Origin of the sequence: Streptomyces gilvosporeus (assembly GCF_002082195.1) — a bacterium.
GTDB classification, from domain to species: domain Bacteria; phylum Actinomycetota; class Actinomycetes; order Streptomycetales; family Streptomycetaceae; genus Streptomyces; species Streptomyces gilvosporeus.
The window spans coordinates 4,692,159-4,717,635 of the sequence record NZ_CP020569.1; the positions used below are offsets into that span (position 1 = coordinate 4,692,159).

20 protein-coding genes and 2 pseudogenes are annotated in these 25,477 nt (G+C 67.9%); 12 read left to right on the forward strand and 10 right to left on the reverse strand.

The features are described from left to right. Window positions 1–8 precede the first annotated feature (8 nt). Window positions 9–776: a pirin family protein gene (locus B1H19_RS20860; RefSeq protein WP_237289430.1), complete on the reverse strand. Its 768-nt coding sequence runs from the start codon at window positions 774–776 to the stop codon at window positions 9–11. Between B1H19_RS20860 and B1H19_RS20865 the strand changes: the two genes are divergently transcribed. Beyond that, window positions 775–2,616 (forward strand): recombinase family protein, encoded by a 1,842-nt coding sequence (locus B1H19_RS20865; protein WP_107426086.1) that lies wholly within the window; start codon window positions 775–777, stop codon window positions 2,614–2,616. The two genes, B1H19_RS20860 and B1H19_RS20865, sit on opposite strands and share 2 nt — an antisense overlap. 42 nt (window positions 2,617–2,658) lie before the next feature. Next, window positions 2,659–2,865, forward strand: a pseudogene (locus B1H19_RS20870) (hypothetical protein); the annotation flags it as partial. Window positions 2,866–3,118: 253 nt separating this feature from the next. Here B1H19_RS20870 and B1H19_RS20875 read toward each other — a convergent pair. Beyond that, window positions 3,119–3,676, reverse strand: coding sequence for a LuxR C-terminal-related transcriptional regulator (locus tag B1H19_RS20875; RefSeq protein ID WP_418361425.1), 558 nt, complete (start codon window positions 3,674–3,676; stop codon window positions 3,119–3,121). Window positions 3,677–5,353: 1,677 nt separating this feature from the next. Here B1H19_RS20875 and aac(3)-IVa point away from each other — a divergent pair. Next, entirely contained in the window at window positions 5,354–6,130 is a 777-nt protein-coding gene (aac(3)-IVa, locus tag B1H19_RS20885) for an aminoglycoside N-acetyltransferase AAC(3)-IVa (RefSeq protein WP_001199192.1), read from the forward strand. 430 nt (window positions 6,131–6,560) lie between these two features. Here the strand turns inward: aac(3)-IVa and traJ are convergent, their stop codons facing one another. The 3 genes and pseudogenes from traJ to B1H19_RS20905 form a co-directional block, all read right to left on the reverse strand. Further along, the gene (gene traJ / locus B1H19_RS20895) at window positions 6,561–6,932 is read right to left on the reverse strand and encodes a conjugal transfer transcriptional regulator TraJ (RefSeq protein WP_008832110.1); all 372 of its coding nucleotides are present in this window, start codon (window positions 6,930–6,932) and stop codon (window positions 6,561–6,563) included. Between the two features lie 500 nt (window positions 6,933–7,432). Next, window positions 7,433–7,666, reverse strand: a pseudogene (locus B1H19_RS20900) (pirin family protein); the annotation flags it as partial. A gap of 194 nt (window positions 7,667–7,860) precedes the next feature. Beyond that, window positions 7,861–8,337, reverse strand: a complete 477-nt coding sequence (locus tag B1H19_RS20905) for an SseB family protein (protein WP_030066370.1) — start codon at window positions 8,335–8,337, stop codon at window positions 7,861–7,863. Window positions 8,338–8,502: 165 nt separating this feature from the next. Between B1H19_RS20905 and B1H19_RS20910 the strand changes: the two genes are divergently transcribed. The 7 genes from B1H19_RS20910 to B1H19_RS20940 all read left to right on the forward strand — a co-directional run bounded on the left by B1H19_RS20910 (window position 8,503) and on the right by B1H19_RS20940 (window position 17,738). Continuing rightward, window positions 8,503–10,329: an acyl-CoA dehydrogenase gene (locus tag B1H19_RS20910; protein WP_083106154.1), complete on the forward strand. Its 1,827-nt coding sequence runs from the start codon at window positions 8,503–8,505 to the stop codon at window positions 10,327–10,329. Between the two features lie 225 nt (window positions 10,330–10,554). Further along, window positions 10,555–11,850 carry a M18 family aminopeptidase gene (locus tag B1H19_RS20915; RefSeq protein WP_083106157.1) on the forward strand — a complete coding sequence of 432 codons (1,296 nt, stop codon included), beginning with the start codon at window positions 10,555–10,557 and terminating at the stop codon, window positions 11,848–11,850. A gap of 1 nt (window position 11,851) precedes the next feature. Then, window positions 11,852–13,783, forward strand: a complete 1,932-nt coding sequence (locus B1H19_RS20920; protein ID WP_083106160.1) for an AfsR/SARP family transcriptional regulator — start codon at window positions 11,852–11,854, stop codon at window positions 13,781–13,783. 156 nt (window positions 13,784–13,939) lie between these two features. Next, window positions 13,940–14,596 (forward strand): DUF4232 domain-containing protein, encoded by a 657-nt coding sequence (locus B1H19_RS20925; RefSeq protein WP_083106163.1) that lies wholly within the window; start codon window positions 13,940–13,942, stop codon window positions 14,594–14,596. 351 nt (window positions 14,597–14,947) lie between these two features. Next, window positions 14,948–15,874, forward strand: a complete 927-nt coding sequence (locus B1H19_RS20930) for a hypothetical protein (RefSeq protein ID WP_237289432.1) — start codon at window positions 14,948–14,950, stop codon at window positions 15,872–15,874. 135 nt (window positions 15,875–16,009) lie between these two features. Then, entirely contained in the window at window positions 16,010–16,939 is a 930-nt protein-coding gene (locus tag B1H19_RS20935) for a helix-turn-helix domain-containing protein (RefSeq protein WP_083106166.1), read from the forward strand. Between the two features lie 118 nt (window positions 16,940–17,057). Beyond that, entirely contained in the window at window positions 17,058–17,738 is a 681-nt protein-coding gene (locus B1H19_RS20940; RefSeq protein ID WP_083106169.1) for a hypothetical protein, read from the forward strand. Window positions 17,739–17,818: 80 nt separating this feature from the next. On the opposite strand, the gene B1H19_RS20945 is transcribed toward B1H19_RS20940, so the two are convergent. Next, the gene (locus B1H19_RS20945; RefSeq protein ID WP_083106171.1) at window positions 17,819–19,630 is read right to left on the reverse strand and encodes an NHL domain-containing thioredoxin family protein; all 1,812 of its coding nucleotides are present in this window, start codon (window positions 19,628–19,630) and stop codon (window positions 17,819–17,821) included. Window positions 19,631–19,694: 64 nt separating this feature from the next. On the opposite strand from B1H19_RS20945, the gene B1H19_RS20950 reads away from it, so the two are divergent. Continuing rightward, window positions 19,695–20,225, forward strand: a complete 531-nt coding sequence (locus B1H19_RS20950) for an LURP-one-related/scramblase family protein (RefSeq protein WP_083106174.1) — start codon at window positions 19,695–19,697, stop codon at window positions 20,223–20,225. 19 nt (window positions 20,226–20,244) lie between these two features. On the opposite strand, the gene B1H19_RS20955 is transcribed toward B1H19_RS20950, so the two are convergent. Then, window positions 20,245–21,033 carry a carbon-nitrogen family hydrolase gene (locus B1H19_RS20955; RefSeq protein ID WP_083106176.1) on the reverse strand — a complete coding sequence of 263 codons (789 nt, stop codon included), beginning with the start codon at window positions 21,031–21,033 and terminating at the stop codon, window positions 20,245–20,247. Between the two features lie 144 nt (window positions 21,034–21,177). Here B1H19_RS20955 and B1H19_RS20960 point away from each other — a divergent pair, with 144 nt between their 5' ends. Next, window positions 21,178–22,002: a maleylpyruvate isomerase family mycothiol-dependent enzyme gene (locus B1H19_RS20960; protein WP_083106178.1), complete on the forward strand. Its 825-nt coding sequence runs from the start codon at window positions 21,178–21,180 to the stop codon at window positions 22,000–22,002. A gap of 310 nt (window positions 22,003–22,312) precedes the next feature. Here B1H19_RS20960 and B1H19_RS20965 read toward each other — a convergent pair whose 3' ends face one another. The 3 genes from B1H19_RS20965 to B1H19_RS40510 all read right to left on the reverse strand — a co-directional run bounded on the left by B1H19_RS20965 (window position 22,313) and on the right by B1H19_RS40510 (window position 25,374). Continuing rightward, on the reverse strand, window positions 22,313–23,566 hold the full coding sequence (locus B1H19_RS20965) for an MFS transporter (protein WP_083109772.1): 1,254 nt from the start codon (window positions 23,564–23,566) through the stop codon (window positions 22,313–22,315). A gap of 83 nt (window positions 23,567–23,649) precedes the next feature. Beyond that, window positions 23,650–24,342: a GntR family transcriptional regulator gene (locus tag B1H19_RS20970; protein WP_083109773.1), complete on the reverse strand. Its 693-nt coding sequence runs from the start codon at window positions 24,340–24,342 to the stop codon at window positions 23,650–23,652. A 165-nt stretch (window positions 24,343–24,507) separates the two neighbouring features. Then, on the reverse strand, window positions 24,508–25,374 hold the full coding sequence (locus tag B1H19_RS40510; RefSeq protein ID WP_083106181.1) for a GNAT family N-acetyltransferase: 867 nt from the start codon (window positions 25,372–25,374) through the stop codon (window positions 24,508–24,510). Window positions 25,375–25,477 lie beyond the last annotated feature (103 nt).

Sequence of the window (25,477 nt, forward strand, 5' to 3'; positions counted from 1 at the left end):
CCGCCGTATCAGCGCGCGTCGGCGGGGATCGTCCCGAGCCTTCCGGCCTGGAAGTCCTCGAAGGCCTGGGCCAGTTCGGCGTGGGTGTTCATCACGAACGGGCCGTAGTGCATCATCGGCTCGCGAATCGGCAGCCCACCGAGGAGGACCACCTCGAAGTTCGGGCTGCGCGACTCCTGGGAGTCGTCCGCCCGGATCGTGAGCGAGTCTCCGTCACCGAACACCACCGCCTGCCCCATCCGGAACGGGCGGCCCTGTGCACCGGCCGAGCCGCGTCCGGCCAGGGCATAGGCGAGCGCGTTGAAGTCCGTGCGCCACGGCAGGGTCACCTCGGCGCCCGGGTTCACCGTCACATGCATCATCGTGATCGGCGTATGGGTGATGCCCGGCCCCTGGTGGCCGTCGATCTCACCGGCGATCAGCCGCAGCAGGGCGCCGCCGTCGGCCGAGGTCAGCAGCTTGACCTGGCCGCCGCCGATGTCCTGGTAGCGCGGGGCCATCATCTTGTCGCTCTTGGGCAGGTTCACCCACAGCTGGAGGCCGTGGAAGAGCCCGCCGGACACGACCAGGGACTCCGGCGGCGCCTCGATGTGCAGCAGGCCGGAGCCGGCCGTCATCCACTGGGTGTCGCCGCCGTTGATGACCCCGCCGCCGCCGTGCGAGTCACGGTGCACGAAGGTGCCGTCGATCAGGTAGGTAACGGTCTCGAAGCCGCGGTGCGGATGCCAGGGCGTGCCCCTGAGTTCTCTCAGTTGGGGGCGTAGGGTCGCCGACATGACACAAGGGGTTGTGACCGGGGTGGACACGTACGCGGGTGCTTACGACCGTCAGTCGCGCGAGCGCGAAAATTCGAGCGCAGCAAGCCCAGCGACACAGCGTAGCGCCAACGAAGACAAGGCGGCCGACCTTCAGCGCGAAGTCGAGCGCGACGGGGGCCGGTTCAGGTTCGTCGGGCATTTCAGCGAAGCGCCGGGCACGTCGGCGTTCGGGACGGCGGAGCGCCCGGAGTTCGAACGCATCCTGAACGAATGCCGCGCCGGGCGGCTCAACATGATCATTGTCTATGACGTGTCGCGCTTCTCGCGCCTGAAGGTCATGGACGCGATTCCGATTGTCTCGGAATTGCTCGCCCTGGGCGTGACGATTGTTTCCACTCAGGAAGGCGTCTTCCGGCAGGGAAACGTCATGGACCTGATTCACCTGATTATGCGGCTCGACGCGTCGCACAAAGAATCTTCGCTGAAGTCGGCGAAGATTCTCGACACGAAGAACCTTCAGCGCGAATTGGGCGGGTACGTCGGCGGGAAGGCGCCTTACGGCTTCGAGCTTGTTTCGGAGACGAAGGAGATCACGCGCAACGGCCGAATGGTCAATGTCGTCATCAACAAGCTTGCGCACTCGACCACTCCCCTTACCGGACCCTTCGAGTTCGAGCCCGACGTAATCCGGTGGTGGTGGCGTGAGATCAAGACGCACAAACACCTTCCCTTCAAGCCGGGCAGTCAAGCCGCCATTCACCCGGGCAGCATCACGGGGCTTTGTAAGCGCATGGACGCTGACGCCGTGCCGACCCGGGGCGAGACGATTGGGAAGAAGACCGCTTCAAGCGCCTGGGACCCGGCAACCGTTATGCGAATCCTTCGGGACCCGCGTATTGCGGGCTTCGCCGCTGAGGTGATCTACAAGAAGAAGCCGGACGGCACGCCGACCACGAAGATTGAGGGTTACCGCATTCAGCGCGACCCGATCACGCTCCGGCCGGTCGAGCTTGATTGCGGACCGATCATCGAGCCCGCTGAGTGGTATGAGCTTCAGGCGTGGTTGGACGGCAGGGGGCGCGGCAAGGGGCTTTCCCGGGGGCAAGCCATTCTGTCCGCCATGGACAAGCTGTACTGCGAGTGTGGCGCCGTCATGACTTCGAAGCGCGGGGAAGAATCGATCAAGGACTCTTACCGCTGCCGTCGCCGGAAGGTGGTCGACCCGTCCGCACCTGGGCAGCACGAAGGCACGTGCAACGTCAGCATGGCGGCACTCGACAAGTTCGTTGCGGAACGCATCTTCAACAAGATCAGGCACGCCGAAGGCGACGAAGAGACGTTGGCGCTTCTGTGGGAAGCCGCCCGACGCTTCGGCAAGCTCACTGAGGCGCCTGAGAAGAGCGGCGAACGGGCGAACCTTGTTGCGGAGCGCGCCGACGCCCTGAACGCCCTTGAAGAGCTGTACGAAGACCGCGCGGCAGGCGCGTACGACGGACCCGTTGGCAGGAAGCACTTCCGGAAGCAACAGGCAGCGCTGACGCTCCGGCAGCAAGGGGCGGAAGAGCGGCTTGCCGAACTTGAAGCCGCCGAAGCCCCGAAGCTTCCCCTTGACCAATGGTTCCCCGAAGACGCCGACGCTGACCCGACCGGCCCTAAGTCGTGGTGGGGGCGCGCGTCAGTAGACGACAAGCGCGTGTTCGTCGGGCTCTTCGTAGACAAGATCGTTGTCACGAAGTCGACTACGGGCAGGGGGCAGGGAACGCCCATCGAGAAGCGCGCTTCGATCACGTGGGCGAAGCCGCCGACCGACGACGACGAAGACGACGCCCAGGACGGCACGGAAGACGTAGCGGCGTAGCGAGACACCCGGGAAGCCTGATCTACGTCTGTCGAGAAGTTTCTGATCGAAAAGTTCGACAGCGTCTCCGACCTGATGCAGCTCTCGGAGGGCGAAGAATCTCGTGCTTTCAGCTTCGATGTAGGAGGGCGTGGATATGTCCTGCGGGTAAATAGCTGCGCCGATGGTTTCTACAAAGATCGTTATGTTTATCGGCACTTTGCATCGGCCGCGCTCCCGATTCCGGAAGTGCTTGACATTGGGGAATTTATGCGGTGTGAAATACCGCACAGATGCGTAAGGAGAAAATACCGCATCAGGCGCCATTCGCCATTCAGGCTGCGCAACTGTTGGGAAGGGCGATCGGTGCGGGCCTCTTCGCTATTACGCCAGCTGGCGAAAGGGGGATGTGCTGCAAGGCGATTAAGTTGGGTAACGCCAGGGTTTTCCCAGTCACGACGTTGTAAAACGACGGCCAGTGCCAAGCTTGGGCTGCAGGTCGACTCTAGAGCCCTGTGCCCGCTCACTTCACGAAGTCGTCCACGACCTCGGGCGGCCAGATGCCCACCTTGAGCACGCCCATGGAGTAGGCGCGGGAGACCAGCGCGGCGCGGTTGGGGACCTTCAACTTCCGCAGCAGGCAGGTCACGTGGTACTCGACGCCCTGTCGGCTGAGGTAGAGCCGGGCTGCCAGGGGGACGGTGGAGACGCCGGCGGCGATGCCTTCGAGGATGCGGGCGTCCATCGCGGAGAGGATCTTCTTGCGTTGGGTTACCACGCGTGTCCCCTCGGCGTCCCCGGCCGAGGGCATCATGACCAGGATCGCGGTCGTGTCGGGCAGGCCACCGCGCACCGCGACCGCGGTGAGGGGAACGGTGAAGGCGGACTCCTCGCCGGGGCCCACGGCGATGACGGGCGTGACGAATCGCTGGTGCTTACCTTCCAGTAAATTGGAGAATTGGCGTACCAGCGGCTGCTGCACGCTCGGGTGCACCACGTCACGGAAATTGCGGCCGCATATGTCCTCGGACGAGCCGTTGAACTGCCGGAAGAACTCGGTGTTCGCCTGCTGGATGGTCAACGTTTTATCAAGGCTCGCCATGCACAGGCCCGGAGCTGAAGGTGCTGGACTCAGCAAGAGAGGGCTCCCTGTCGGAAAACTTGAGGGCGAAGTCAATTCGGAGGCTGGCGAGCGGCGTTGAAGGCCGTCAGCAGGGGCGTCATTGACCCTGGGACCAGCGGATCTCCAGATGTTGAACATTGTGTGGCACCGCCCTTGCGGGGTCCTGGTCGAGCCACTGGCGGCTCCTTGCCGTCGCCTGCCGTCGTGTTCCGGACCCCTTGTCGGAATCCTTGCCGAACACCTGCCGCTTTCTTGCCATTCGGCGGGTCGCGAGCCGGGAAGGCGCTTTGTCTATGCCAAGCTCCACAGGGGGCGGGGTGGGAACGCCAGCTCGAAACCCGTCCGTCAGTCATATCCGCGAGAACCACGGGGACCGTAATGCCCGCACCACCGACCGCAAGAATTCGTAATCATGTCATAGCTGTTTCCTGTGTGAAATTGTTATCCGCTCACAATTCCACACAACATACGAGCCGGAAGCATAAAGTGTAAAGCCTGGGGTGCCTAATGAGTGAGCTAACTCACATTAATTGCGTTGCGCTCACTGCCCGCTTTCCAGTCGGGAAACCTGTCGTGCCAGCTGCATTAATGAATCGGCCAACGCGCGGGGAGAGGCGGTTTGCGTATTGGGCGCTCTTCCGCTTCCTCGCTCACTGACTCGCTGCGCTCGGTCGTTCGGCTGCGGCGAGCGGTATCAGCTCACTCAAAGGCGGTAATACGGTTATCCACAGAATCAGGGGATAACGCAGGAAAGAACATGTGAGCAAAAGGCCAGCAAAAGGCCAGGAACCGTAAAAAGGCCGCGTTGCTGGCGTTTTTCCATAGGCTCCGCCCCCCTGACGAGCATCACAAAAATCGACGCTCAAGTCAGAGGTGGCGAAACCCGACAGGACTATAAAGATACCAGGCGTTTCCCCCTGGAAGCTCCCTCGTGCGCTCTCCTGTTCCGACCCTGCCGCTTACCGGATACCTGTCCGCCTTTCTCCCTTCGGGAAGCGTGGCGCTTTCTCATAGCTCACGCTGTAGGTATCTCAGTTCGGTGTAGGTCGTTCGCTCCAAGCTGGGCTGTGTGCACGAACCCCCCGTTCAGCCCGACCGCTGCGCCTTATCCGGTAACTATCGTCTTGAGTCCAACCCGGTAAGACACGACTTATCGCCACTGGCAGCAGCCACTGGTAACAGGATTAGCAGAGCGAGGTATGTAGGCGGTGCTACAGAGTTCTTGAAGTGGTGGCCTAACTACGGCTACACTAGAAGAACAGTATTTGGTATCTGCGCTCTGCTGAAGCCAGTTACCTTCGGAAAAAGAGTTGGTAGCTCTTGATCCGGCAAACAAACCACCGCTGGTAGCGGTGGTTTTTTTGTTTGCAAGCAGCAGATTACGCGCAGAAAAAAAGGATCTCAAGAAGATCCTTTGATCTTTTCTACGGGGTCTGACGCTCAGTGGAACGAAAACTCACGTTAAGGGATTTTGGTCATGAGATTATCAAAAAGGATCTTCACCTAGATCCTTTTGGTTCATGTGCAGCTCCATCAGCAAAAGGGGATGATAAGTTTATCACCACCGACTATTTGCAACAGTGCCGTTGATCGTGCTATGATCGACTGATGTCATCAGCGGTGGAGTGCAATGTCGTGCAATACGAATGGCGAAAAGCCGAGCTCATCGGTCAGCTTCTCAACCTTGGGGTTACCCCCGGCGGTGTGCTGCTGGTCCACAGCTCCTTCCGTAGCGTCCGGCCCCTCGAAGATGGGCCACTTGGACTGATCGAGGCCCTGCGTGCTGCGCTGGGTCCGGGAGGGACGCTCGTCATGCCCTCGTGGTCAGGTCTGGACGACGAGCCGTTCGATCCTGCCACGTCGCCCGTTACACCGGACCTTGGAGTTGTCTCTGACACATTCTGGCGCCTGCCAAATGTAAAGCGCAGCGCCCATCCATTTGCCTTTGCGGCAGCGGGGCCACAGGCAGAGCAGATCATCTCTGATCCATTGCCCCTGCCACCTCACTCGCCTGCAAGCCCGGTCGCCCGTGTCCATGAACTCGATGGGCAGGTACTTCTCCTCGGCGTGGGACACGATGCCAACACGACGCTGCATCTTGCCGAGTTGATGGCAAAGGTTCCCTATGGGGTGCCGAGACACTGCACCATTCTTCAGGATGGCAAGTTGGTACGCGTCGATTATCTCGAGAATGACCACTGCTGTGAGCGCTTTGCCTTGGCGGACAGGTGGCTCAAGGAGAAGAGCCTTCAGAAGGAAGGTCCAGTCGGTCATGCCTTTGCTCGGTTGATCCGCTCCCGCGACATTGTGGCGACAGCCCTGGGTCAACTGGGCCGAGATCCGTTGATCTTCCTGCATCCGCCAGAGGCGGGATGCGAAGAATGCGATGCCGCTCGCCAGTCGATTGGCTGAGCTCATGAGCGGAGAACGAGATGACGTTGGAGGGGCAAGGTCGCGCTGATTGCTGGGGCAACACGTGGAGCGGATCGGGGATTGTCTTTCTTCAGCTCGCTGATGATATGCTGACGCTCAATGCCGTTTGGCCTCCGACTAACGAAAATCCCGCATTTGGACGGCTGATCCGATTGGCACGGCGGACGGCGAATGGCGGAGCAGACGCTCGTCCGGGGGCAATGAGATATGAAAAAGCCTGAACTCACCGCGACGTATCGGGCCCTGGCCAGCTAGCTAGAGTCGACCTGCAGGTCCCCGGGGATCGGTCTTGCCTTGCTCGTCGGTGATGTACTTCACCAGCTCCGCGAAGTCGCTCTTCTTGATGGAGCGCATGGGGACGTGCTTGGCAATCACGCGCACCCCCCGGCCGTTTTAGCGGCTAAAAAAGTCATGGCTCTGCCCTCGGGCGGACCACGCCCATCATGACCTTGCCAAGCTCGTCCTGCTTCTCTTCGATCTTCGCCAGCAGGGCGAGGATCGTGGCATCACCGAACCGCGCCGTGCGCGGGTCGTCGGTGAGCCAGAGTTTCAGCAGGCCGCCCAGGCGGCCCAGGTCGCCATTGATGCGGGCCAGCTCGCGGACGTGCTCATAGTCCACGACGCCCGTGATTTTGTAGCCCTGGCCGACGGCCAGCAGGTAGGCCGACAGGCTCATGCCGGCCGCCGCCGCCTTTTCCTCAATCGCTCTTCGTTCGTCTGGAAGGCAGTACACCTTGATAGGTGGGCTGCCCTTCCTGGTTGGCTTGGTTTCATCAGCCATCCGCTTGCCCTCATCTGTTACGCCGGCGGTAGCCGGCCAGCCTCGCAGAGCAGGATTCCCGTTGAGCACCGCCAGGTGCGAATAAGGGACAGTGAAGAAGGAACACCCGCTCGCGGGTGGGCCTACTTCACCTATCCTGCCCGGCTGACGCCGTTGGATACACCAAGGAAAGTCTACACGAACCCTTTGGCAAAATCCTGTATATCGTGCGAAAAAGGATGGATATACCGAAAAAATCGCTATAATGACCCCGAAGCAGGGTTATGCAGCGGAAAAGATCCGTCGACCTGCAGGCATGCAAGCTCTAGCGATTCCAGACGTCCCGAAGGCGTGGCGCGGCTTCCCCGTGCCGGAGCAATCGCCCTGGGTGGGTTACACGACGCCCCTCTATGGCCCGTACTGACGGACACACCGAAGCCCCGGCGGCAACCCTCAGCGGATGCCCCGGGGCTTCACGTTTTCCCAGGTCAGAAGCGGTTTTCGGGAGTAGTGCCCCAACTGGGGTAACCTTTGGGCTCTCCGGGCGCGTACTCCACCTCACCCATCTGGTCCATCATGATGAACGGGTCCAGATAGGTGTAGTCGATGCCGGCGAACGCACGGCGCACAGGGAAGCCCTCGCCCTCGAATCCGCTCGGAGCGGTGGCGACGGCCAGCACGGGACGGGCGTGCGAGACGGCGGGAGCCGCCACGCGCGGCAGGGTCAGCGGATTCTCTACGGTCACTGCGGGCATGACGGCCTCCTCGGTCGTTCGCCATTCAACTTCAAATGAAGTTAGTTGAAATCTGAACAACTAGCAAGGCATGCGGCATTCCCGATCCCTGAACGCGAATGTCTGTGCAGGTCAGAAGGGTGTGAAGGTCATCCGGCGGCACGCTGGGCGGACCGCCGGGCGGTGGCGTGGAGCCGTCGCCGACACGACGGCATTCAGCCGTACATCCGCCGCATGGCGAAGTCGACCATCTCCTCGACGGCCTTGGCGTCGAAGACCATCCGGTGGTCGCCCTCCATGTCGAGGACGAAGCCGTAGCCGGTGGGCAGCAGGTCGAGCACCTCGGCGCCGGTGATCACGAAGTACTTGGACTCCTTGCCCGCGTACCGCCGCAGCTCCTTGAGCGAGGTGAACATCGGGATCACCGGCTGCTGGGTGTTGTGCAGCGCCAGGAAGCCGGGGTTGTCACCGCGCGGGCAGTAGACCTTGGATGTGGAGAAGATGCCCTGGAAGTCCTCGGCCGACATCGAGCCGGTGGTGAAGGCACGCACCGCATCGGCGAGGGAGGGCGGGGACGGCTCGGGATACAGCGGCTGCTCGCCGTAGCCACCGGGGGCCGGATGCTGCGGCGGGGGCGGCGGGGCTCCGTACTGCTGCTGCCCTGCACCCGCATTCTGGTCGTAGCCGTACATGCGCCACAGCGTACTGAGTCCGCGCATCACCGGGGGACGCTCGTCACAATGGGTGGAAGGGGTTGATTCTTATTACCCACCGGTAGCATCATTTGACTACTAGCCGGTATTGCGTTGGAGGTCCCGCCTCGGGTCCTCTCCCGAACCCTTTACGGAGCCGTACCCATGGGGCACTACAAGTCGAATCTCCGCGACATCGAGTTCAACCTCTTCGAGGTGCTGGGCCGTGACAGCGTGTACGGCACCGGACCGTTCGCGGAGATGGATGTCGACACCGCCAAGAGCGTGCTGTCCGAGATCGCCCGGCTGTCGGAGAACGAGCTGGCCGATTCCTTCGCCGACGCCGACCGGAACCCGCCGGTCTTCGACGCCGACACCAACACCGCACCGGTGCCGGACACCTTCAAGAAGAGCTACCAGGCATACATGGACGCCGAGTGGTGGCGTCTGGGCATCCCGGAGGAGCTCGGCGGCACCACCGCGCCCCGCTCCCTCCTCTGGGGCTTCGCCGAGACCATCCTGGGCGCCAACCCGGCGGTGTGGATGTACGCCTCCGGCCCCGCCTTCGCCGGTGTGCTCTTCGAGGAGGGCACCGAAGAGCAGAAGAAGTGGGCCAAGATCGCCGTCGACAAGGGCTGGGGCTCCACGATGGTGCTGACCGAGCCCGACGCGGGCTCGGACGTCGGCGCCGGCCGCACCAAGGCGGTCCAGCAGGAGGACGGCTCCTGGCACATCGAGGGTGTGAAGCGCTTCATCACCTCCGGCGAGCACGACATGTCGGAGAACATCCTTCACTACGTCCTCGCCCGCCCCGAGGGCCACGGCCCGGGCACCAAGGGCCTGTCGCTCTTCCTCGTCCCGAAGTACGAGTTCGACTTCGAGACCGGCGAGCTGGGCGCCCGTAACGGCGTCTACGCCACCAACGTCGAGCACAAGATGGGCCTGAAGGCCTCCAACACCTGCGAGATGACCTTCGGCGACCGCCACCCCGCCAAGGGCTGGCTGATCGGCGAGAAGCACGACGGCATCCGCCAGATGTTCATGATCATCGAGTTCGCGCGCATGATGGTCGGCACGAAGGCCATCGCGACCCTGTCGACCGGCTACCTCAACGCCCTGGAATACGCCAAGGAGCGCGTGCAGGGCCCCGACCTGGCCGCCTTCACCGACAAGGCCGCGCCGCGCGTCACCATCACCCACCACCCCGACGTGCGCCGCTCGCTGATGACGCAGAAGGCGTACGCCGAGGGCATGCGCGCCCTGGTGCTCTACACCGCCACCGTCCAGGACGAGATCCTCATCAAGGAGTCCGCGGGCGAGGACGCCTCCGCCGCACACGCGCTGAACGACCTGCTCCTGCCGATCGTCAAGGGCTACGGCTCGGAGAAGTCCTACGAGCAGCTGGCCCAGTCGCTGCAGACCTTCGGCGGCTCCGGCTACCTGCAGGAGTACCCGATCGAGCAGTACATCCGGGACTCCAAGATCGACACCCTCTACGAGGGCACCACCGCCATCCAGGGCCAGGACTTCTTCTTCCGGAAGATCGTCCGCAACCAGGGTGCGGCGCTGACCGAGCTGTCGGACACGATCAAGAAGTTCCTGGCCGACGGCGTCGGCGGTGCGGAGCTGGAGCAGGCCCGCGGCGAGCTGGCCAAGGCCGCCGCCGACCTGGAGGCGATCGTCGGCGCGATGCTGACCGACCTCGCCGCCACCGAGAAGGACGTCAAGTCCATCTACAAGGTCGGCCTCAACACCACCCGCCTGCTGCTGGCTTCGGGCGATGTCGTCATCGGCTACCTGCTGCTCAAGGGTGCCGCAGTGGCACAGGAGAAGCTGGCCGGCGCCTCCTCCAAGGACAAGCCGTTCTACGAGGGCAAGATCGCCGCCGCCAAGTTCTTCGCCCACAACGTCCTGCCGGGCCTGGCCGTCCAGCGCTCCCTCGCCGAGTCCATCGACCAGTCGCTGATGGAGCTGGACGAGGCCGCGTTCTAGGTCTCTCCCCGGATGCGGTCCGGACCACGTTCTCAGACGTCTCTCAGAATCGGCATCCACACTGGCAGTGCCCGTCTCTCTTCCCCCGGAGAGGCGGGCATCGCCGTACCTGGGCGTCGCCGTACCGGCGCATCGCCGGCGGACCCGCGCGCCCTGGCCGGAAGGGAGCGGCCTCACGCCGCACGGGCACCCGGAAAGCGGGGTCCGTCTCTTTATGCTGAAGTCATGAGCATCCCCACCCGCTTCGATCGCGGCCACACCGACGACCTGATGTCCTTCCTCGCGGCCAGTCCGTCGCCCTACCACGCGGTGGCAAATGCGGCGGAGCGGCTGGAGAAGGCCGGTTTCCGGCAGGTCGCGGAGACGGACGCGTGGGACGGCGCGAGCGGCGGCAAGTACGTCCTGCGGGGCGGAGCGATCATCGCGTGGTACGTGCCCGAGGGCGCGAGCGCGGCCACTCCGTACCGGATTGTGGGGGCTCACACCGACTCTCCCAATTTGCGCGTGAAGCCGATTCCCGACACCGGCGCACGCGGCTGGCGGCAGGTCGCCGTCGAGATCTACGGCGGCACGCTGCTCAACACCTGGCTGGACCGCGATCTGGGGCTCAGCGGGCGGGTGACGCTCAAGGACGGCAGCCACCGGCTGGTGCACGTCGACCGGGCGCTGCTGCGGGTACCGCAACTGGCCGTGCATCTGGACCGGTCGGTGAACGCCGACGGCCTCAAGCTGGACAAGCAGCGGCACATGACGCCGATCTGGGGCCTGGGCGAGGTCGCCGAGGGCGATCTGATCGCGTTCGTCGAAGAGGAGACCGGTGTCGCGGCGGGCGACGTACGGGGCTGGGACCTGATGGTGCACAGCATCGAGCCGCCCGCTTATCTGGGGCGCGATCAGGAACTGGTCGCCGGGCCGCGGATGGACAACCTGCTCTCGGTGCACGCCGGTACGGCCGCGCTGACCGCCGCGGCCGCCGCGGGGAGCGCGCTGACCACGATCCCGGTGCTGGCCGCCTTCGACCACGAGGAGAACGGCAGCCAGTCCGACACCGGCGCGGACGGCCCGCTGCTCGGCACGGTGCTGGAGCGCTCCGTCTTCGCCCGCGGCGGCTCGTACGAGGACCGGGCGCGTGCCTTCGCGGGCACCGTCTGCCTGTCGTCCGACACCGGCCACGCCGTCCACCCCAACTACAGCGAGCGGCACGATCCGGGGCACCACCCGATGCCCAACGGCGGGCCGATCCTGAAGGTCAACGTGAACCAGCGCTACGCCACCGACGGCAGCGGCCGGGCGGTGTTCGCCGCGGCCTGCGAACGGGCAGAGGTGCCCTGGCAGTCCTTCGTGTCGAACAACTCGATGCCGTGCGGGACGACGATCGGGCCGATCACCGCCGCCCGGCACGGCATCACCACGGTCGACATAGGCGTCGCGATCCTCTCCATGCACTCGGCACGTGAGCTGTGCGGCGCCAAGGACCCGTACCTGCTGGCGAACGCGCTGACGGCCTTCCTGGAGGGCTGAGTTGGACTTCTCACTGCTGGGCCCGGTCGCCGTCACGACGGGCACCGGGGAGCTGCCCCTCGGGCCCGCCAAACGGCGCAGCGTGCTGGCGCTGCTGCTGTTGCAGCCCAACACCACGGTCCCGCTCGATCAGCTCATCGACTCCCTGTGGGAGGACGAACCGCCCGAGCACGCCCGTACGGTCGTCCAGGGGCATGTCTCGCGACTGCGCGCCACCCTCGCCGAGGGCGGGGCGGCGGCGTACGGCATCGAGCTGACCACGCACGGCTCGGCGTATCTGCTGCGGCTGCCGGAGGAGTTGATCGACGCCCACCGCTTCGGGGAGCTGGTGACGCTGGCGCGCCCGGAGCAGGCGCCGGCCGATGCCGTACCGCTGCTGCGGGAGGCCCTGGGGCTGTGGCGCGGCCCGGCGCTGACCGGCACGGTCACCAGCCCGCCGTTCGCGGCGGCGGCGCATGCGCTGGAGGAACGCCGGCTGACGGCCGTCGAGGCGCTGGCGCGGGCGCACGGCGCGCTCGGGGAGCATGAGCAGGCGGCGGCCATCCTCTACTCCGCCGCCGTCAACCACCCGCTGCGCGAGGGGCTGATCGCCGCGCTGATGCGGGCGCTGTTCCGGGCCGGGCGGCAGTCCGACGCGCTGGAGTGGTTCCACCGCACCCGGCGGCTGCTCAACGAGGAGCTGGGCGTCGATCCCGGCGAGCGGCTGAGCGGCGCGTACGAGGAGATCCTGCGGGCCGAGCGGGAGGGGGCCGGGCCGGTCTCCGTGACGAAGCGGACGTCCGGGGGCGGCGGGGGACGCCCGGCGGACGGCGGATCGGCCGCCGCGGCCGGTCCGGGACGCGTTCCGGCACAGAGCGGCGCCTCGCCGACGGCCGCCGGCGCCCGGGACGGCGGATCCGGGCGGGCTGCGCCGCGACTGCTGCCCCGGCCGCCCGCGCGCTTCCTCGGCCGGGACCGTCAACTCGCGGCGCTGACCGGGGCCCTGACGGACCACACGACCGGCGAGAGCCCGCTGGCGGTCGTCGCGGGACCGGCCGGCGTCGGCAAGACCGCATGCGCCGTGCAGTGGGCTCATCTGCACGCCGCGGCGTTCCCCGACGGCCAGCTCTTCGCCGACCTGCGCGGCTTCGGCGAGGGCGACGAGGCACCGGCCGGCGAGATCCTGCGTGACTTTCTCCTCGCGCTCGGTACCCCGCCGGAACGGGTGCCCACCTCGGCCCAGGCCGCCTCGGCGCTGTTCCGGTCGCTGGTCGCCGAACGCCGGCTGCTGGTCGTCCTCGACAACGCCCGCAGCTCCGCGCAGGTCCGGCCGCTGCTGCCCGGCGGTCCGCGCTGCGCCACCGTCGTCACCAGCCGCAGCCGCCTCGACGGCCTGGTCGCCACCGACTGCGCCCGGCCGGTGGGCATCCATGCGCTCGGTCATGAGGAGGGCGCGGCGCTGCTGGGCGCCATGCTCGGCCCGCAGCGGGTCGCCGAGGACCCGGCCGCCGCCCGCGAACTGGTCGATCTGTGCGACGGGCTGCCGCTGGCGCTGCGGGCCGCGGCCGCCCAGCTGACCGCACGGCCGCGCTGGCGGCTGGCCCGGCTGGCCGCGGCGCTGCGCGACGAACAACGGCGGCTGGCACTGCTGTCGGCGGAGGACACCGGGATCGCGGCAGCCCTGCGGATGTCGGTGGCCAGGCTGTCGGCGGACGACGCCCGGCTGCTCAGCGCGCTGGCCAAGAGCGCGGACGGACATCTGAACGCCTCCGTGGCGGCGGCGCTCGCCGGTTACGACCCCGAGCGCACCCAGGACGGGCTGGAGCGGCTGGCCGAGATGCATCTGGTGGACGAAGAGGCCACCGACGTCTACACGATCAGCACGCTCACCCAGCTCTTCGCCCGGGACGAGAAGGACCACCGCGGCGAACGGGGCGACGGCGCCGACACCTGAGGCAGCGGCCGCAGACGGCCCGTCGCGCGTTAGGCGCGCGTTAGTGGAACGGCAGCGGACGAGGGCACTGTGGTGACCAGACCGCAGGACCGACGCCGGAGCGGAATGGTGCAGGACAGCCTCCCGTCGGTCGCACGCCGACAGGGGAGACCGGATATGCCGCGCAGCCAGGCCGCACTCCGCGCCCGTACCGCCCGCTGCCGCACGCTACGGATCGCCGTGGCCGCCCTGGTCGCCGGCGCCGCGCTCACCCTCACCGCCTGCGGCAGCCGGGACGGCGCGGACGCGCTCCAGACCCGGCCCGCCAAACCGGTCACTCCGATGTCCCGGAAGGCCACCCCCATGACCGAGGGCGGCATCGACGAGGCCGCCCGGACGGCCCGCGGACGGGCCGCCTGTGACACCGCGCGGGTCCGTATCACGGCAGAGCCGCTGACCCGGCCGGTCAACCACCTTCTGCTGAAGGCCGCCAACACCTCCAGCGCGCCCTGCACCCTCTACGCCGCGCCCTTGGTGAAGTTCGGCCCCGCACAGGCCCCGCTCGCCGGGCTCCCGGACAGCAAGCCGCAGGCCGTGGTCACCCTCGCCCCCGGCACCTCCGGCTATGCCGCCGTACGAACCTCGTCCGCGGACGGCAGCGGGCGCCACGGCCGCCGGGCGACCACACTGCGCATCGGCCTCGCCGGCCGGGACGGGTCGGGCATGGTGAGCGGCTCCGCGAAAATCCCGCTGCCGGGAGGCGCGGTGTATGTCGCCGACAGTGCGTGGGTCACGTACTGGCAGTCGGATCCGGACCACGCCACCAGGTGGTGAGCCGCGGCCCGGCCGACGGCCGGACCGCTCCATGAACCAGGGCGCCCGTTATCCCCCAGCGGGCGCCCTTCTCATGCCGGCGTGGCGCCGGGACGGCCCGTGCGGCGGCCGCGGTGTCCCGTCATGTCCCGCCAACTCCCGTACGGTGTCCCGTTTCTCGCCCGTAAGTGCTACGTCTGCGCAGGTCACAGGCTCACGCTCGGACGGGACGTCCCACGGGACGCGGATCCCCCGAGCACCCCTCCCACCGCGCCACACGATGGATACCGCCGCCGCGACCGGACCATCCGGCGGCGCACCGAGGGCCGACAGGCCGACCGGCCCATCGGCCGTAGACGGAGGGGAATCGGCATGGACGAGTATCGGCGGCACGGGACCACGCCTGCGGCGGACGGCGCGAGCTCCGCGGAGGTCGTCGGGAACGGCGGCGGCGGGCCGGAGCCACGCTCCCCGTTCCGCAGGACCGTGCTGCGCAGAGCGGTTCCCGCCGTCGCGGCGGCCGGCATAGGAATCGGCGCATGCGCCGGGCTCGCCCACGGCAGCGAGCGGCAGGCCGCGGCCGCCGACTTCCCCACCTGGGGGACGCGATGGGTGGTACACGCCACCGCGGACGTCAGCTCGCCCTCGGCCGGCATGATCAACAAGTTCTCGGCGGGGCAGGACCGGATCACCGCGGACTACCAGGTCGACACCGGCCACAGGGTGTGCGAGGGCAACGCCTGCTCGACGTTCATGGCCCATATCACCGGCCCGGTCAGCGGGTTCCTCACCGTGGTCGCGGTGGACATCCCGCAGGACCGGCTCCCGGGGGTACCGGTCCAGGGCGGCCCGCAGCCTCCGCAGCCCGGCGGCACCCACCAAGAGGTGCTGAACCGGGCCGCGACCTGGCTCACCGCGAACGGCGGCTCCCAGGTCCCGTACAGCCAGGACAAGGTCTGGAAGGACGGCTACCGCCAGGACTGCTCCGGCTATGCGTCCATGGCACTCGGCCTGCCGACGCCCGGCACCAACACCGTCGGGCTGGCCACCGACCGCGCTCTCACCCGGCCCCTCTCGCTGGGCGAGCTCAAGCCCGGTGACCTGCTGATAGACGCGGACGGCGACAACAACAACCGCCATGTCGTGATCTTCGAGAAGTGGAACGACGACGCACACTCCTCGTACACCGCGTACGAGCAGCGCGGCGGGCACGGCACCGACCACCGAACGCTGACCTATGGACTCCCCGGCGGTGATGCCGAGTTCAAGCCCTACCGGCCGGTGGCGTTCGGCGACTGAGCCCGGTGCGGATGACGATGTTTCACGTGAAACATCACCAGCCGATCCGGGTTCGTTCCGGATCGTGTAACGAGGGGCACTTCCGCCACAGGGGAGCGGAGGTGCCCCTCGCGCCTGTATGTCCGCTGTGCTGGAATGCCAGACGTGCCTGGCAATCCGAACCAGCCCGAAAAGATCCGCCGTAAGCCCCTGGCTCCTCTTCCCGACGAACTCACAGGCCCCGTACGGGACTTCGTTTGCGCCTTGCGCCGTATGCACGGTGAACTGGGCTACAGCCTCAAGGACTTGCAGGAACGGCTGCCCGCCAGCCGTTCCTCGCTCTCACGCTATCTGCGTGGCCAGAGCCTGCCGGACGAGCGACTGCTGGTGCAGTGGTGCAAGCTCTCCTTCACCGGCGAGGACCGGCTGCCCGCCCTGATCGAGCTGCTGCATCGGGCGTACGAGGCGGCGGAGGGCACACCGTCATCGGCCGCGGGGCAGGGCAGCGAGAAGGCCGCCGAGCCGGTCGCGGAGCCGGTCGCACGGACGCAGGCCGTTGCCGGGCCGGAGGACCCGGGCGCATCGGCGCCCCGTCGGCGGTGGGCTCTGGTGCTCGCCGTGGTCGGTACGGTCGCGGTGCTGGCCGCCGCCGCATTCACCGTTCCGGCACTCACCGGTTCCGGTGCGGAGGGTCCGCACCGGACGGACGGGCCGCAGAAGGCGGTCGGGGCGCACGGCACCGCGCCCGGTACCGGCCCCGTCACGATCACCGTCCACAACGTCGAACGCGCCTGTCAGCACAGCCGCATCGATTACTGCGCACTCGCGCTGGTCCGCGATCCGTACCGTCCCTACCGCCCCTCCAATGTCGTCGGCCATGTCTGGCACGGCGATGTACTGCACGCCCGCTGCCGGATCGCCAACGGGGTCACCGTCACCGACGAGGTCGGCGGACACAGCAGCATGTGGGTCCGGGTCGATCACGACGGCAAGCAGGCGTGGCTGCCGGGTATCCGTATGCGCCCGGAACAGCTGGACGACAACGGCCTGCCCAGTTGCCCGAATTCCCCTTCGCCACGCTCCTGACCTGCGGGGATACCACCGCCACAAACTCGCCCTGGCGTGTTGAGCGGCCATCGATATCGTGTCGATGCCATGGCTCCGACGCCTCACCCACCGCAGTGACTCTCAGGGGGATCCACCCATGACCGCAGGCCGCTCCCGCCACTACCGCGCCGCGTATGCCGCGCTGGCTCTCGGCCTCGCCGGTTCGCTCGCGTTGACCGGATGCAAGAACCACTCCTCGAAGAAGTCGAAGACCTCGTCCTCGTCCTCGTCCTCGTACAAGAGCAAGAAGCACAGGATCATCGGTCGTGGGACGGGCGCGGGTGCCATGACGAGCAGGCGGCGGGGCATGTGCCGCCCCACCCCGGGTTCGTTCACGTTCGTCCAGCTGTCGGCGCCGAGCCATGTGCTCGTGAAGTACCGCAACAAGAGCCGCTTGTCCTGCTACCTCTACAACGCCCCGATGGTCTACCGCGGAGACGCCCCCTCGAAGAGCGGGTCGTACGACATCACCAAGCCGCTGGGACTCTACGGAGGCTCTCCGGGGTTCATGAACAGCCATCGGATCGAGGTCAGGGGTGGCGCCACCGCCTACGCGAGCATCCCGACCCCGACCCCTTCGGACAAGGGCAAGGCGCAGAACGTGATGTACCTCGGCGTCATGATGCAGGGCAAGGCCGCGATGCAGGGGGTGGCCAATGCCGTCCACTTCGGACGGTACGACCGGCATCCGTCCATCGGCGCGACCGCCAAGGTCGGCGACTGGTATCTGACCCGGTTCCGGGCCGAATCGGCGACCCACACCAGCCCGTCCAGGTAGCCGGAACACGAGCTGACGCCCGAACCGCCGCCTCGTCCTCGGTGTTTCACGTGAAACATCGAGGACGAGGGCGGACGGACCTACCCTTCCGCGTCCATCCCCGCCAGCACCAGCGCCAGCCGTGCCGCCCCGCCATCGACCACCCGTACCGGCACTCCCCAGTCCTGCTGGTGTACATGGCAGGCGGGGTACTCGATCGCGGGGTCGTCGTCGCAGGACGCCGCCATGGCCGACACATGCAGCACGCCCTCGGTCACCCCGTCCGCGAGCACCAGATCGCGGGCGAGGTCGGTGTCCGGACCGGCGCCCTCGGCGAGCAGCTCCGGCGGGGTCGCGCTGACCAGCAGGCGCGTCGAGGGACCGTAGCGGGTGTCGAGCTTCTGCCCCGCCGGGGCCTGGAAGACGACATCCAGACGGAGCGTGCCCGAGGCCACTTCGGTGGCGGCGCGCTGGGTACGGTGCGCCACCGACTCGACGCGTACCGCCTCCTCGGGCAGGCGCAGCCGGGTCAGGCGGTGCCGCGCCGACTCCACCACCACGATGTCGTCGTCGGCCAGCACCGCCGCCGAAGGTTCCCGCAGATCCGTCGCGAGCGTCGTCACCTCACCACGGGCGGGATCGAAACGGCGCAGCGCATGGTTGTAGGTGTCCGCGATGGCGACCGAGCCGTCGGGCAGGGCCGTCACACCGAGCGGGTGCTGGAGCAGCGCCTGGTCGGCGGCGCCGTCGCGGTGCCCGAAGTCGAAGAGTCCGGTGCCGACGGCCGTACGGACCCGATAGCCGTCATCGTCCTGGTCCCTTTCGACCCAACGCACGGCGCTCGTCTCCGAGTCGGCGATCCACAGCCGGTCCCCCGCCGCCGCGAGCCCGGACGGCTGGGCGAACCACGCCTCCGCCGCCGGGCCGTCCACCAGCCCCTCATTGGTGGTGCCGGCCGCGACCCGGACCGTGTCCGTGGCCGGGTCGTAGGTCCACAGCTGATGCACACCGGCCATGGCGATCCACAACCGGTCCTGCCACCAGGCGAGGTCCCAGGGCGAGGAGAGGTCCACCTCGCGGGCCGGTCCCGAGGTCGGCGAGCCCTGCCACCACTGCCGGCCGGTGCCCGCCACCGTCTCCAGCGCGCCGGTCCCGGGGTCGAAGACCCGGATGGCGTGGTTGACCGTGTCCGCGACGGCGACCCTGCCGTCGGGCAGCAGCGCCAGGCCCTGCGGCTCGTTGAAGGAATCCGCGTCCAGCCCGCGCTCGCCGCTCCCGATCCGGCGCAGTACCCGCTCGCCGTCCGCGGCCAGTTCCACCAGCTGGTGCCGGGTGGTGTCCGAGACGAGGAAAGTGCCGCCCGGCAGGCGTACGGCCTTGCCGGGGAAGCGCAGATCCGTGGCGACCGGCTCCGGCGGGACATATGGCCCGTCGCCGCGGCGCAGCGTCCCCTTCGCCTCGTGTTCCGCCGTCAGCTCCTCGACCAGCTTCTCGAGGGCATGCGCATGCCCCTCGCCGGCGTGCTGGGCGACGACATAGCCCTCGGGGTCGATCACGACAAGGGTGGGCCAGGCCCGTACGGCGTACTGCTTCCAGGTGGCGAGCTCGGGATCGTCGAGGACCGGGTGCTCGACGCCGTAGCGCTCGACGGCATCCACCACCGCCTGGTGCTCGGCCTCGTGGACGAACTTGGGGGAGTGCACACCGACGATCACGACGGTGTCGCGGTGGCGTTCCTCCAGCTCGCGCAGCTCGTCCAGGACGTGCAGACAGTTCACACAGCAAAACGTCCAGAAATCGAGGATGACAATGCGTCCTCGCAGGTCGGACAGGGTGAGTTCATTACCGCCGGTGTTGAGCCAGCCGCCCTTGCCGGTCAGCTCGGGGGCCCGGACGCGCGCACGTGAAGCCATGTGGACATTCAACGTCACCCCCGTGCCCGTGCATTCCGCAGGGGTCCGGGGGAACACCTCAGCCATGCTGCACTCTGCTGGGAACGGGGCCCGTCATCCCCGTAAGTACCTGGTCCGCGACCGGATCTTTGGGATCGGTGACGACTACTGGATCGAGGACGAGCACGGGCGGCATGCCTTCCTCGTCGACGGGAAGGCCCTGCGGCTGCGGGAGACCTTCGAGCTGAAGGATCTGCACGGCCGGGTGCTGGTCACCATCCGCAAGAAGATGCTGGCCCTGCGCGACACGATGACCCTGGAGCGGGACGACCATCCGCTGGCCACCATCCGGCGCAAGCGGCTCTCGCTGCTGCGCAATCACTATCGCGTGGAGCTGGTGGACGGCACCGAGCTGGACGTCAGCGGCAAGATCATGGACCGGGAGTTCGTGGTCGAGTACGAGGGCGAGCTGCTGGCGGAGATCTCGCGGCGCTGGCTGACCGTACGGGACACCTACGGCGTCAATGTCGTACGGGACGATGTCGATCCGGCGCTGGTGATCGCCGTTGCGGTGGGCGTGATCCGGCTGGCGGAGCGGGAGCGCGGGCAGGACTGAGCGCCCCGGGCACCGTCTCCTACGGGCGGTCGAGGCCCAGCACGCGGTCGCGCAGGACGGGGAAGTCGGCACGGGTCCGGGCGACGGTGGCCGGGTCGACGTCGACGGTCAGGACCTCCTCGTCGGGCCCCGCCTCAGCCAGCACCTCGCCCCAGGGGTCGACGACCACGCTGTGGCCGGCCTGTTCCACACCGGCGTGGGTGCCCGCGGTGCCGCACGCCAGGACGTAGCACTGGTTCTCCACGGCGCGGGCGCGGGCCAGCAGCGACCAATGGGCGCGGCGGCGGGTCGGCCAGCCCGCAGGCACGACCAGCAGCTCGGCGCCGGCCGCCGTCAGCTGCCGGAAAAGCTCCGGAAAGCGCAGGTCGTAGCAGGTAGCCAGGCCCACGGTGGTGCCCGGCAGGCCGACCGTGACGGCCCGGTCGCCGGCGCCCAGCAGGACCGCCTCACCCTGGTCGAAGCCAAAGCGGTGGATCTTGCGGTAGGTGGCGGCGAGGCGGCCGTCGGGGGAGAAGACCAGCGCGGTGTTGTAGAGGGTGCCGTCGTCGGAGCGCTCGATGACGGACCCGGCGTGCAGCCAGACCCCGGCGTCCCGCGCGGCCGCGGCCATCGCGTCATGAGTCGGTCCGGTCAGCGGTTCGGCCTCGGTGGCGAAGAGGTCGGAGGCGAAGGCGCCGACGGGCCACAGCTCGGGAAGCACCACAAGGTCGCTGCCGGTCTGTTCGCGTACCAGCGAAGCCACCCGCGCCCGCCGGGATTTGACGGATTCCGCCGGATCCACACCGATCTGCAGCAAGGAAGCGCGCACAGTATCACCGCCTAAGCTTTCGATCGGGCCCGCCGTCGAACATCGACCTACGATGGTCACCCGAAAGCACTGCCGGGGTGCCCGTGCGCAGCGTAACTTAACTGCACAGACAGCAGCCCGCGTACGAACCGTCCGAGGGGTCCCGTGACCGTCCATCCCAGCCTTCAGTCCTCCATCGATGCCTGGACGCACTCCATAGAAGCGATAGCCGAGCTGGTCACACCGCTCGTCGAGGGCGAGTGGAGCAGGGCGACGGACCTGCCAGGCTGGTCCGTGCGCGATGTCGTCTCGCATGTGATCGGCCTGGAGAGCGAGATGCTCGGCGACCCGCGGCCCATACACACGCTGCCGCGCGACCTCTACCACGTGCGCAGCGAGTCGGCCCGCAGGATGGAGGTGCAGGTCGACGTCCGGCGGCACCACACCGCGCCGGAGATGCTCGGCGAGCTCGAATACACCGTCATCCGCCGCTCCCGGCAGCTGCGCAACGAGACCCGTCAGCCCGACACCGTGGTGCGCAGCGCGCTCGGCGACGAGCGTCCGCTGGACCTCGTGCTGCAAATGCGTGCCTTCGACGTCTGGGTGCACGAGCAGGACCTGCGCCGGGCGCTCGGCAAGCCCGGCAATCTCGACTCCCCCGGCGCCCAGGTGTCACGCGATCTGTTGCTCAAGACCCTGCCCGGTGTGGTCGCCAAGAAGGCCCAGGCGCCCGCCGATTCGGCCGTGGTCTTCGACATCAGCGGCCCGCTGGAGTTCATGCGTACGGTGCGGATCGACGCCGAGGGCAACGGCAGGATCGACAGCAGCGTCTCGCTCGGTCCGACGGTGACGCTCGCCATGGACTGGGATCTCTTCCATCAGCTGGCCTGCGGCCGGGTCCGCCCGGCGGCCGTCGCCGGGCACATCAAGATCGACGGCGATCAGGAACTGGCCGCGGCGATCCTGGACCACTTCGCGGTCACGCCGTAGGGCGGGCCGCTTCGCGGGGACGCCCCGACCGGAACCGGCACTCCTGACGGGGTCTCCGACGGGGCGTCTCAAAAAGCCGCGGACGCGGGCGACACGGGTCTGGAAGGGCCCAGCAACACCGCCTCGGTCAACAGCCGTCACGGCAGCGGTCGGTCGCTCCTCCGCCTACCGCGCGCCGGCATGTTTCACGTGAAACATCGGGCTCGTCCGGCGTTGCCCTCTGCGCCTCAACCCGGCTTCCCTCCCCGGATGTTGGCGCCTTCACGGTCCGACAGCCGGCGCGACGGACCGCAGATCCCGGCGGCCCGTCTCATACCGGCACATGGACCGCCTCGACCCGGCTGACGACCAGCCGTTCGCGCTCGCGCCGGGCCGCGCGGCGGCGCAGGCGCAGCATCTGCGAGACGCCGAGCGCCTCCAGCACGAAGACCGAGGCAAAGGCGATCCGGTAGTTGTCACCGGTCGCATCCAGCAGAACGCCGATGGCGAGCAGCGTCGTCATCGAGGCGGTGAAGCCGCCCATGTTGACGATGCCGGAGGCCGTGCCCTGGCGCTCGGGCGGGTTGGCGGGCCGGGCGAAGTCGAAGCCGATCATCGAGGCGGGACCGCAGGCCCCCATCACCGCGCACAGTGCGGCCAACAGCCCGATGGGCGCATGGTCGCCCGGCCAGGCCAGGGTGATCGCCCACAGCAGGGCGGTGACGCCCACGGTGCCCAGGGCCAGCGGCATACGGGCCGCATGGTGGCGGGCGATGACCTGGCCGTAGATCAGTCCGACGGCCATGTTCGAGAGCACGATCAGGGTGAGCAGTTCACCGGCGGTGCCGCGGGAAAGGCCCTGTGCCTCGACGAGGAACGGCAGGCCCCACAGCAGCAGGAAGACCATCGCCGGGAACTGGGTCGTGAAGTGCACCCACATGCCCAGGCGCGTTCCGGGCTCACGCCAGGCGGCCACGATCTGCCGGCGGACGAATCCCGCCCCGGTGTGCTCGGCGGGGGCGGGCGGCGGCTCGTACCCCTTGGGGTGATCGGTCAGGAAGACCAGCAGCAGGACCAGGACGACGAGGCCGCCCACCGCGCTGGAGGCGAAGGTCGGGGTCCAGCCGAAGCTGTGCAGAAAGCGCGCGAGGACGAGCGTGGAGATCAGGTTGCCCGCCATCCCGACCAGCGCCGCGATCTGCGCAATCAGCGGGCCGCGCCGGGCCGGGAACCACCGCGCCCCCAGCCGCAGCACGCTGATGAACGTCATCGCATCCCCGCAGCCGAGCAGTGCGCGGGAGCCGAGCGCCATCGCATACGAGGAGGAGAGCGCAAAGCCGAACTGGCCGACGGTGTAGAGCACCACACCGATGGTCAGCACCCGCTTGGTGCCGAGCTTGTCGACCAGCAGGCCGACGGGTATCTGCATGCCCGCGTACACCAGCAGCTGGAGTATCGAGAAGGTTGACAGCGCCGAGGCATTGATATGGAAGCGCTCGGCGGCATCGAGACCGGCCACGCCGAGGCTCGTACGGTAGGTGATCGCGACGAAGTAGACCGCGACGCCGATGCCCCAGACCGCCATGGCCTTACGGCCGCCGGGCGGGTCCGAGGGCAGCGGGCGCGGGGAGCCGTCGTCCGTTCCGGAGCCGCCGGGACTTCCCCCGCTCATCGCACCTCTCCCTGCGCCAGGTTGCGGACCCAGCTGACGTGCCGGTGCACGGCGTCGGTCGCCGCATCCGGGTCGCCGTTGCGCAGCGCCTGGAGGATCTCGGCATGCTCGGCGATGTTCTTGGCGATCCGGTCCGGGTGCGCATGCATGACGGCGACGCCCATCCGCAGCTGGCGGTCGCGCAGCTGCTCGTAGAGCCGGTCCAGGATCTGGTTGCCGGCGCTGCGCACGATGGTGGCGTGGAAGCAGCGGTCGGTGACGGAGACCGCGGCGAGATCACCGGATGCGGCCTGCTCCCGCATCGTCTCCAGCAGCTCCTCGAGCTCGCCGATCAGCGCCTCGCTCGCGGGGACGGCCTTGGCCGCCGCATGCTTCTCCACCAGCAGCCGGGTCTCGACGACGTCGGCGATCTCCTGCGCGGAGACCGGGAGCACCAGCGCGCCCTTCTTCGGGTAGAGCTTGATCAGCCCCTCGACCTCCAGCCGTAGCAGCGCCTCGCGCACCGGCGTCCGCGACACCCCGACGGCCTCGGCCAGCTCGCCCTCGGTGAGCAGCATGCCGCCCTCGTAGTGCCGTTGCAGGACGGCGTCCTTGATGTGGGTGTAGACCCGCTCGGCGGCGGGGGGCTGCTTGGCGGGCGCCGGGGTGGTGTCCCTGGCAGGGGCGGGGGACGCGGACGGAGAAGGCATGCGCACAGGATAGATACAACAGGTATGCGTCCGATACTTCATTCCGCGATACGGACACGTAGTGGGGGTGTTTTTGCTGGTTACAGCCTTAATGGCGGGTATGCGCACCCCGGGCCGGTCGTGCGCCGGCCCCTCGGGCCCGGCCCGGCGGACCGGCCCGGCGCCTCAGCCCCGCATCCGCCCCTGCGAGATCAGGCGGTCCACGACCTGCGAGTGGGCGGGGGCGCACCGCAGGAGCGCCTCCTCGCGGTCGAACCAGGCGTATTCGGCGATCTCCCGCCCCGGTGCGGGGGCGATGTCCTGCGGGCCGCCGGTGAAGCACGTCATATGCAGTCGGCGGCCGTTCTTGCCGTGCGCGACGTCATGGATCACGAACGCCTCCGACAGCTGCTCCTTCGGAACCACCAGACCGAGCTCTTCGGACAGCTCCCGCGACAGCGCCTCACGGGCGGTCTCCCCCGGCTCGTACTTACCGCCTGGAAGGTAGAACGTGTCATTGCCCCGGGTCCGTACGCTCAGCAGCCGGCCCTCGCGCAGATGCAGCCAGGACACCGACCGCAGCGGCGCCTCCCGCTCCATGCAGAGCAGCGAGCGGCCGGTCTCCCGGTCCGTCCGCCACGACCGCTCCGTGAACCCCAGGAGCCGGTAGAACCCGCGGGCGCGCTGGTTCTCCTCGAAGACCGTGAGGCACAGCGCACCGTGCAGCTCCGCCGCGTGCTCCACCAACTCCCGCCCGATGCCGGACCCTTGGGCCTCGGGCGCCACGAACGGCCCGTCGATCTCCACGCCGCTTCCGGCACTGCCGTGTCGGCGGCCGTCGATCAGCCGGAGCAGGCCCACCACCCTGCCGTCCCGCTCCGCGACCCATCTCCCACCCCGGGCAACACCGTCCTCGCGCAGGACCGGCGCCCGTTCCCCCTCGCCCTCCCCGTCGATGAACGGGTGCGCCTGCCGCACGGCGCGGGACCAGAGGTCGCCCACCGCGTCCTGGTCGGCCGCCCGGTATCGCCTGATGATCGTTTCTCTGCTCATTACGCCGACCGTAAACAGCCCACCCACAGCGGGCAAACCCTTTCCCGGCCCCGTACCCGGCGTCGGGCTCTAGCGAGAGGGGGACCCAAGAGGGACAGGGGGT

What these genes read in the sequence shown, in the direction of transcription:
- B1H19_RS20950 (WP_083106174.1), top strand. Translation starts at nt 19,695, where the DNA reads ATGCTGCACTCTGCTGGGAACGGGGCCCGTCATCCCCGTAAGTACCTG.
- B1H19_RS20905 (WP_030066370.1), bottom strand. Translation starts at nt 8,337, where the DNA reads ATGTACGGCTACGACCAGAATGCGGGTGCAGGGCAGCAGCAGTACGGA.
- B1H19_RS20965 (WP_083109772.1), bottom strand. Translation starts at nt 23,566, where the DNA reads ATGGCGGTCTGGGGCATCGGCGTCGCGGTCTACTTCGTCGCGATCACC.
- B1H19_RS40510 (WP_083106181.1), bottom strand. Translation starts at nt 25,374, where the DNA reads ATGAGCAGAGAAACGATCATCAGGCGATACCGGGCGGCCGACCAGGAC.
- traJ (WP_008832110.1), bottom strand. Translation starts at nt 6,932, where the DNA reads ATGGCTGATGAAACCAAGCCAACCAGGAAGGGCAGCCCACCTATCAAG.
- B1H19_RS20910 (WP_083106154.1), top strand. Translation starts at nt 8,503, where the DNA reads ATGGGGCACTACAAGTCGAATCTCCGCGACATCGAGTTCAACCTCTTC.
- B1H19_RS20970 (WP_083109773.1), bottom strand. Translation starts at nt 24,342, where the DNA reads ATGCCTTCTCCGTCCGCGTCCCCCGCCCCTGCCAGGGACACCACCCCG.
- B1H19_RS20915 (WP_083106157.1), top strand. Translation starts at nt 10,555, where the DNA reads ATGAGCATCCCCACCCGCTTCGATCGCGGCCACACCGACGACCTGATG.
- B1H19_RS20860 (WP_237289430.1), bottom strand. Translation starts at nt 776, where the DNA reads ATGTCGGCGACCCTACGCCCCCAACTGAGAGAACTCAGGGGCACGCCC.
- B1H19_RS20940 (WP_083106169.1), top strand. Translation starts at nt 17,058, where the DNA reads ATGACCGCAGGCCGCTCCCGCCACTACCGCGCCGCGTATGCCGCGCTG.
- B1H19_RS20930 (WP_237289432.1), top strand. Translation starts at nt 14,948, where the DNA reads ATGGACGAGTATCGGCGGCACGGGACCACGCCTGCGGCGGACGGCGCG.
- B1H19_RS20925 (WP_083106163.1), top strand. Translation starts at nt 13,940, where the DNA reads ATGCCGCGCAGCCAGGCCGCACTCCGCGCCCGTACCGCCCGCTGCCGC.
- B1H19_RS20865 (WP_107426086.1), top strand. Translation starts at nt 775, where the DNA reads ATGACACAAGGGGTTGTGACCGGGGTGGACACGTACGCGGGTGCTTAC.
- B1H19_RS20935 (WP_083106166.1), top strand. Translation starts at nt 16,010, where the DNA reads ATGCCAGACGTGCCTGGCAATCCGAACCAGCCCGAAAAGATCCGCCGT.
- B1H19_RS20945 (WP_083106171.1), bottom strand. Translation starts at nt 19,630, where the DNA reads ATGGCTTCACGTGCGCGCGTCCGGGCCCCCGAGCTGACCGGCAAGGGC.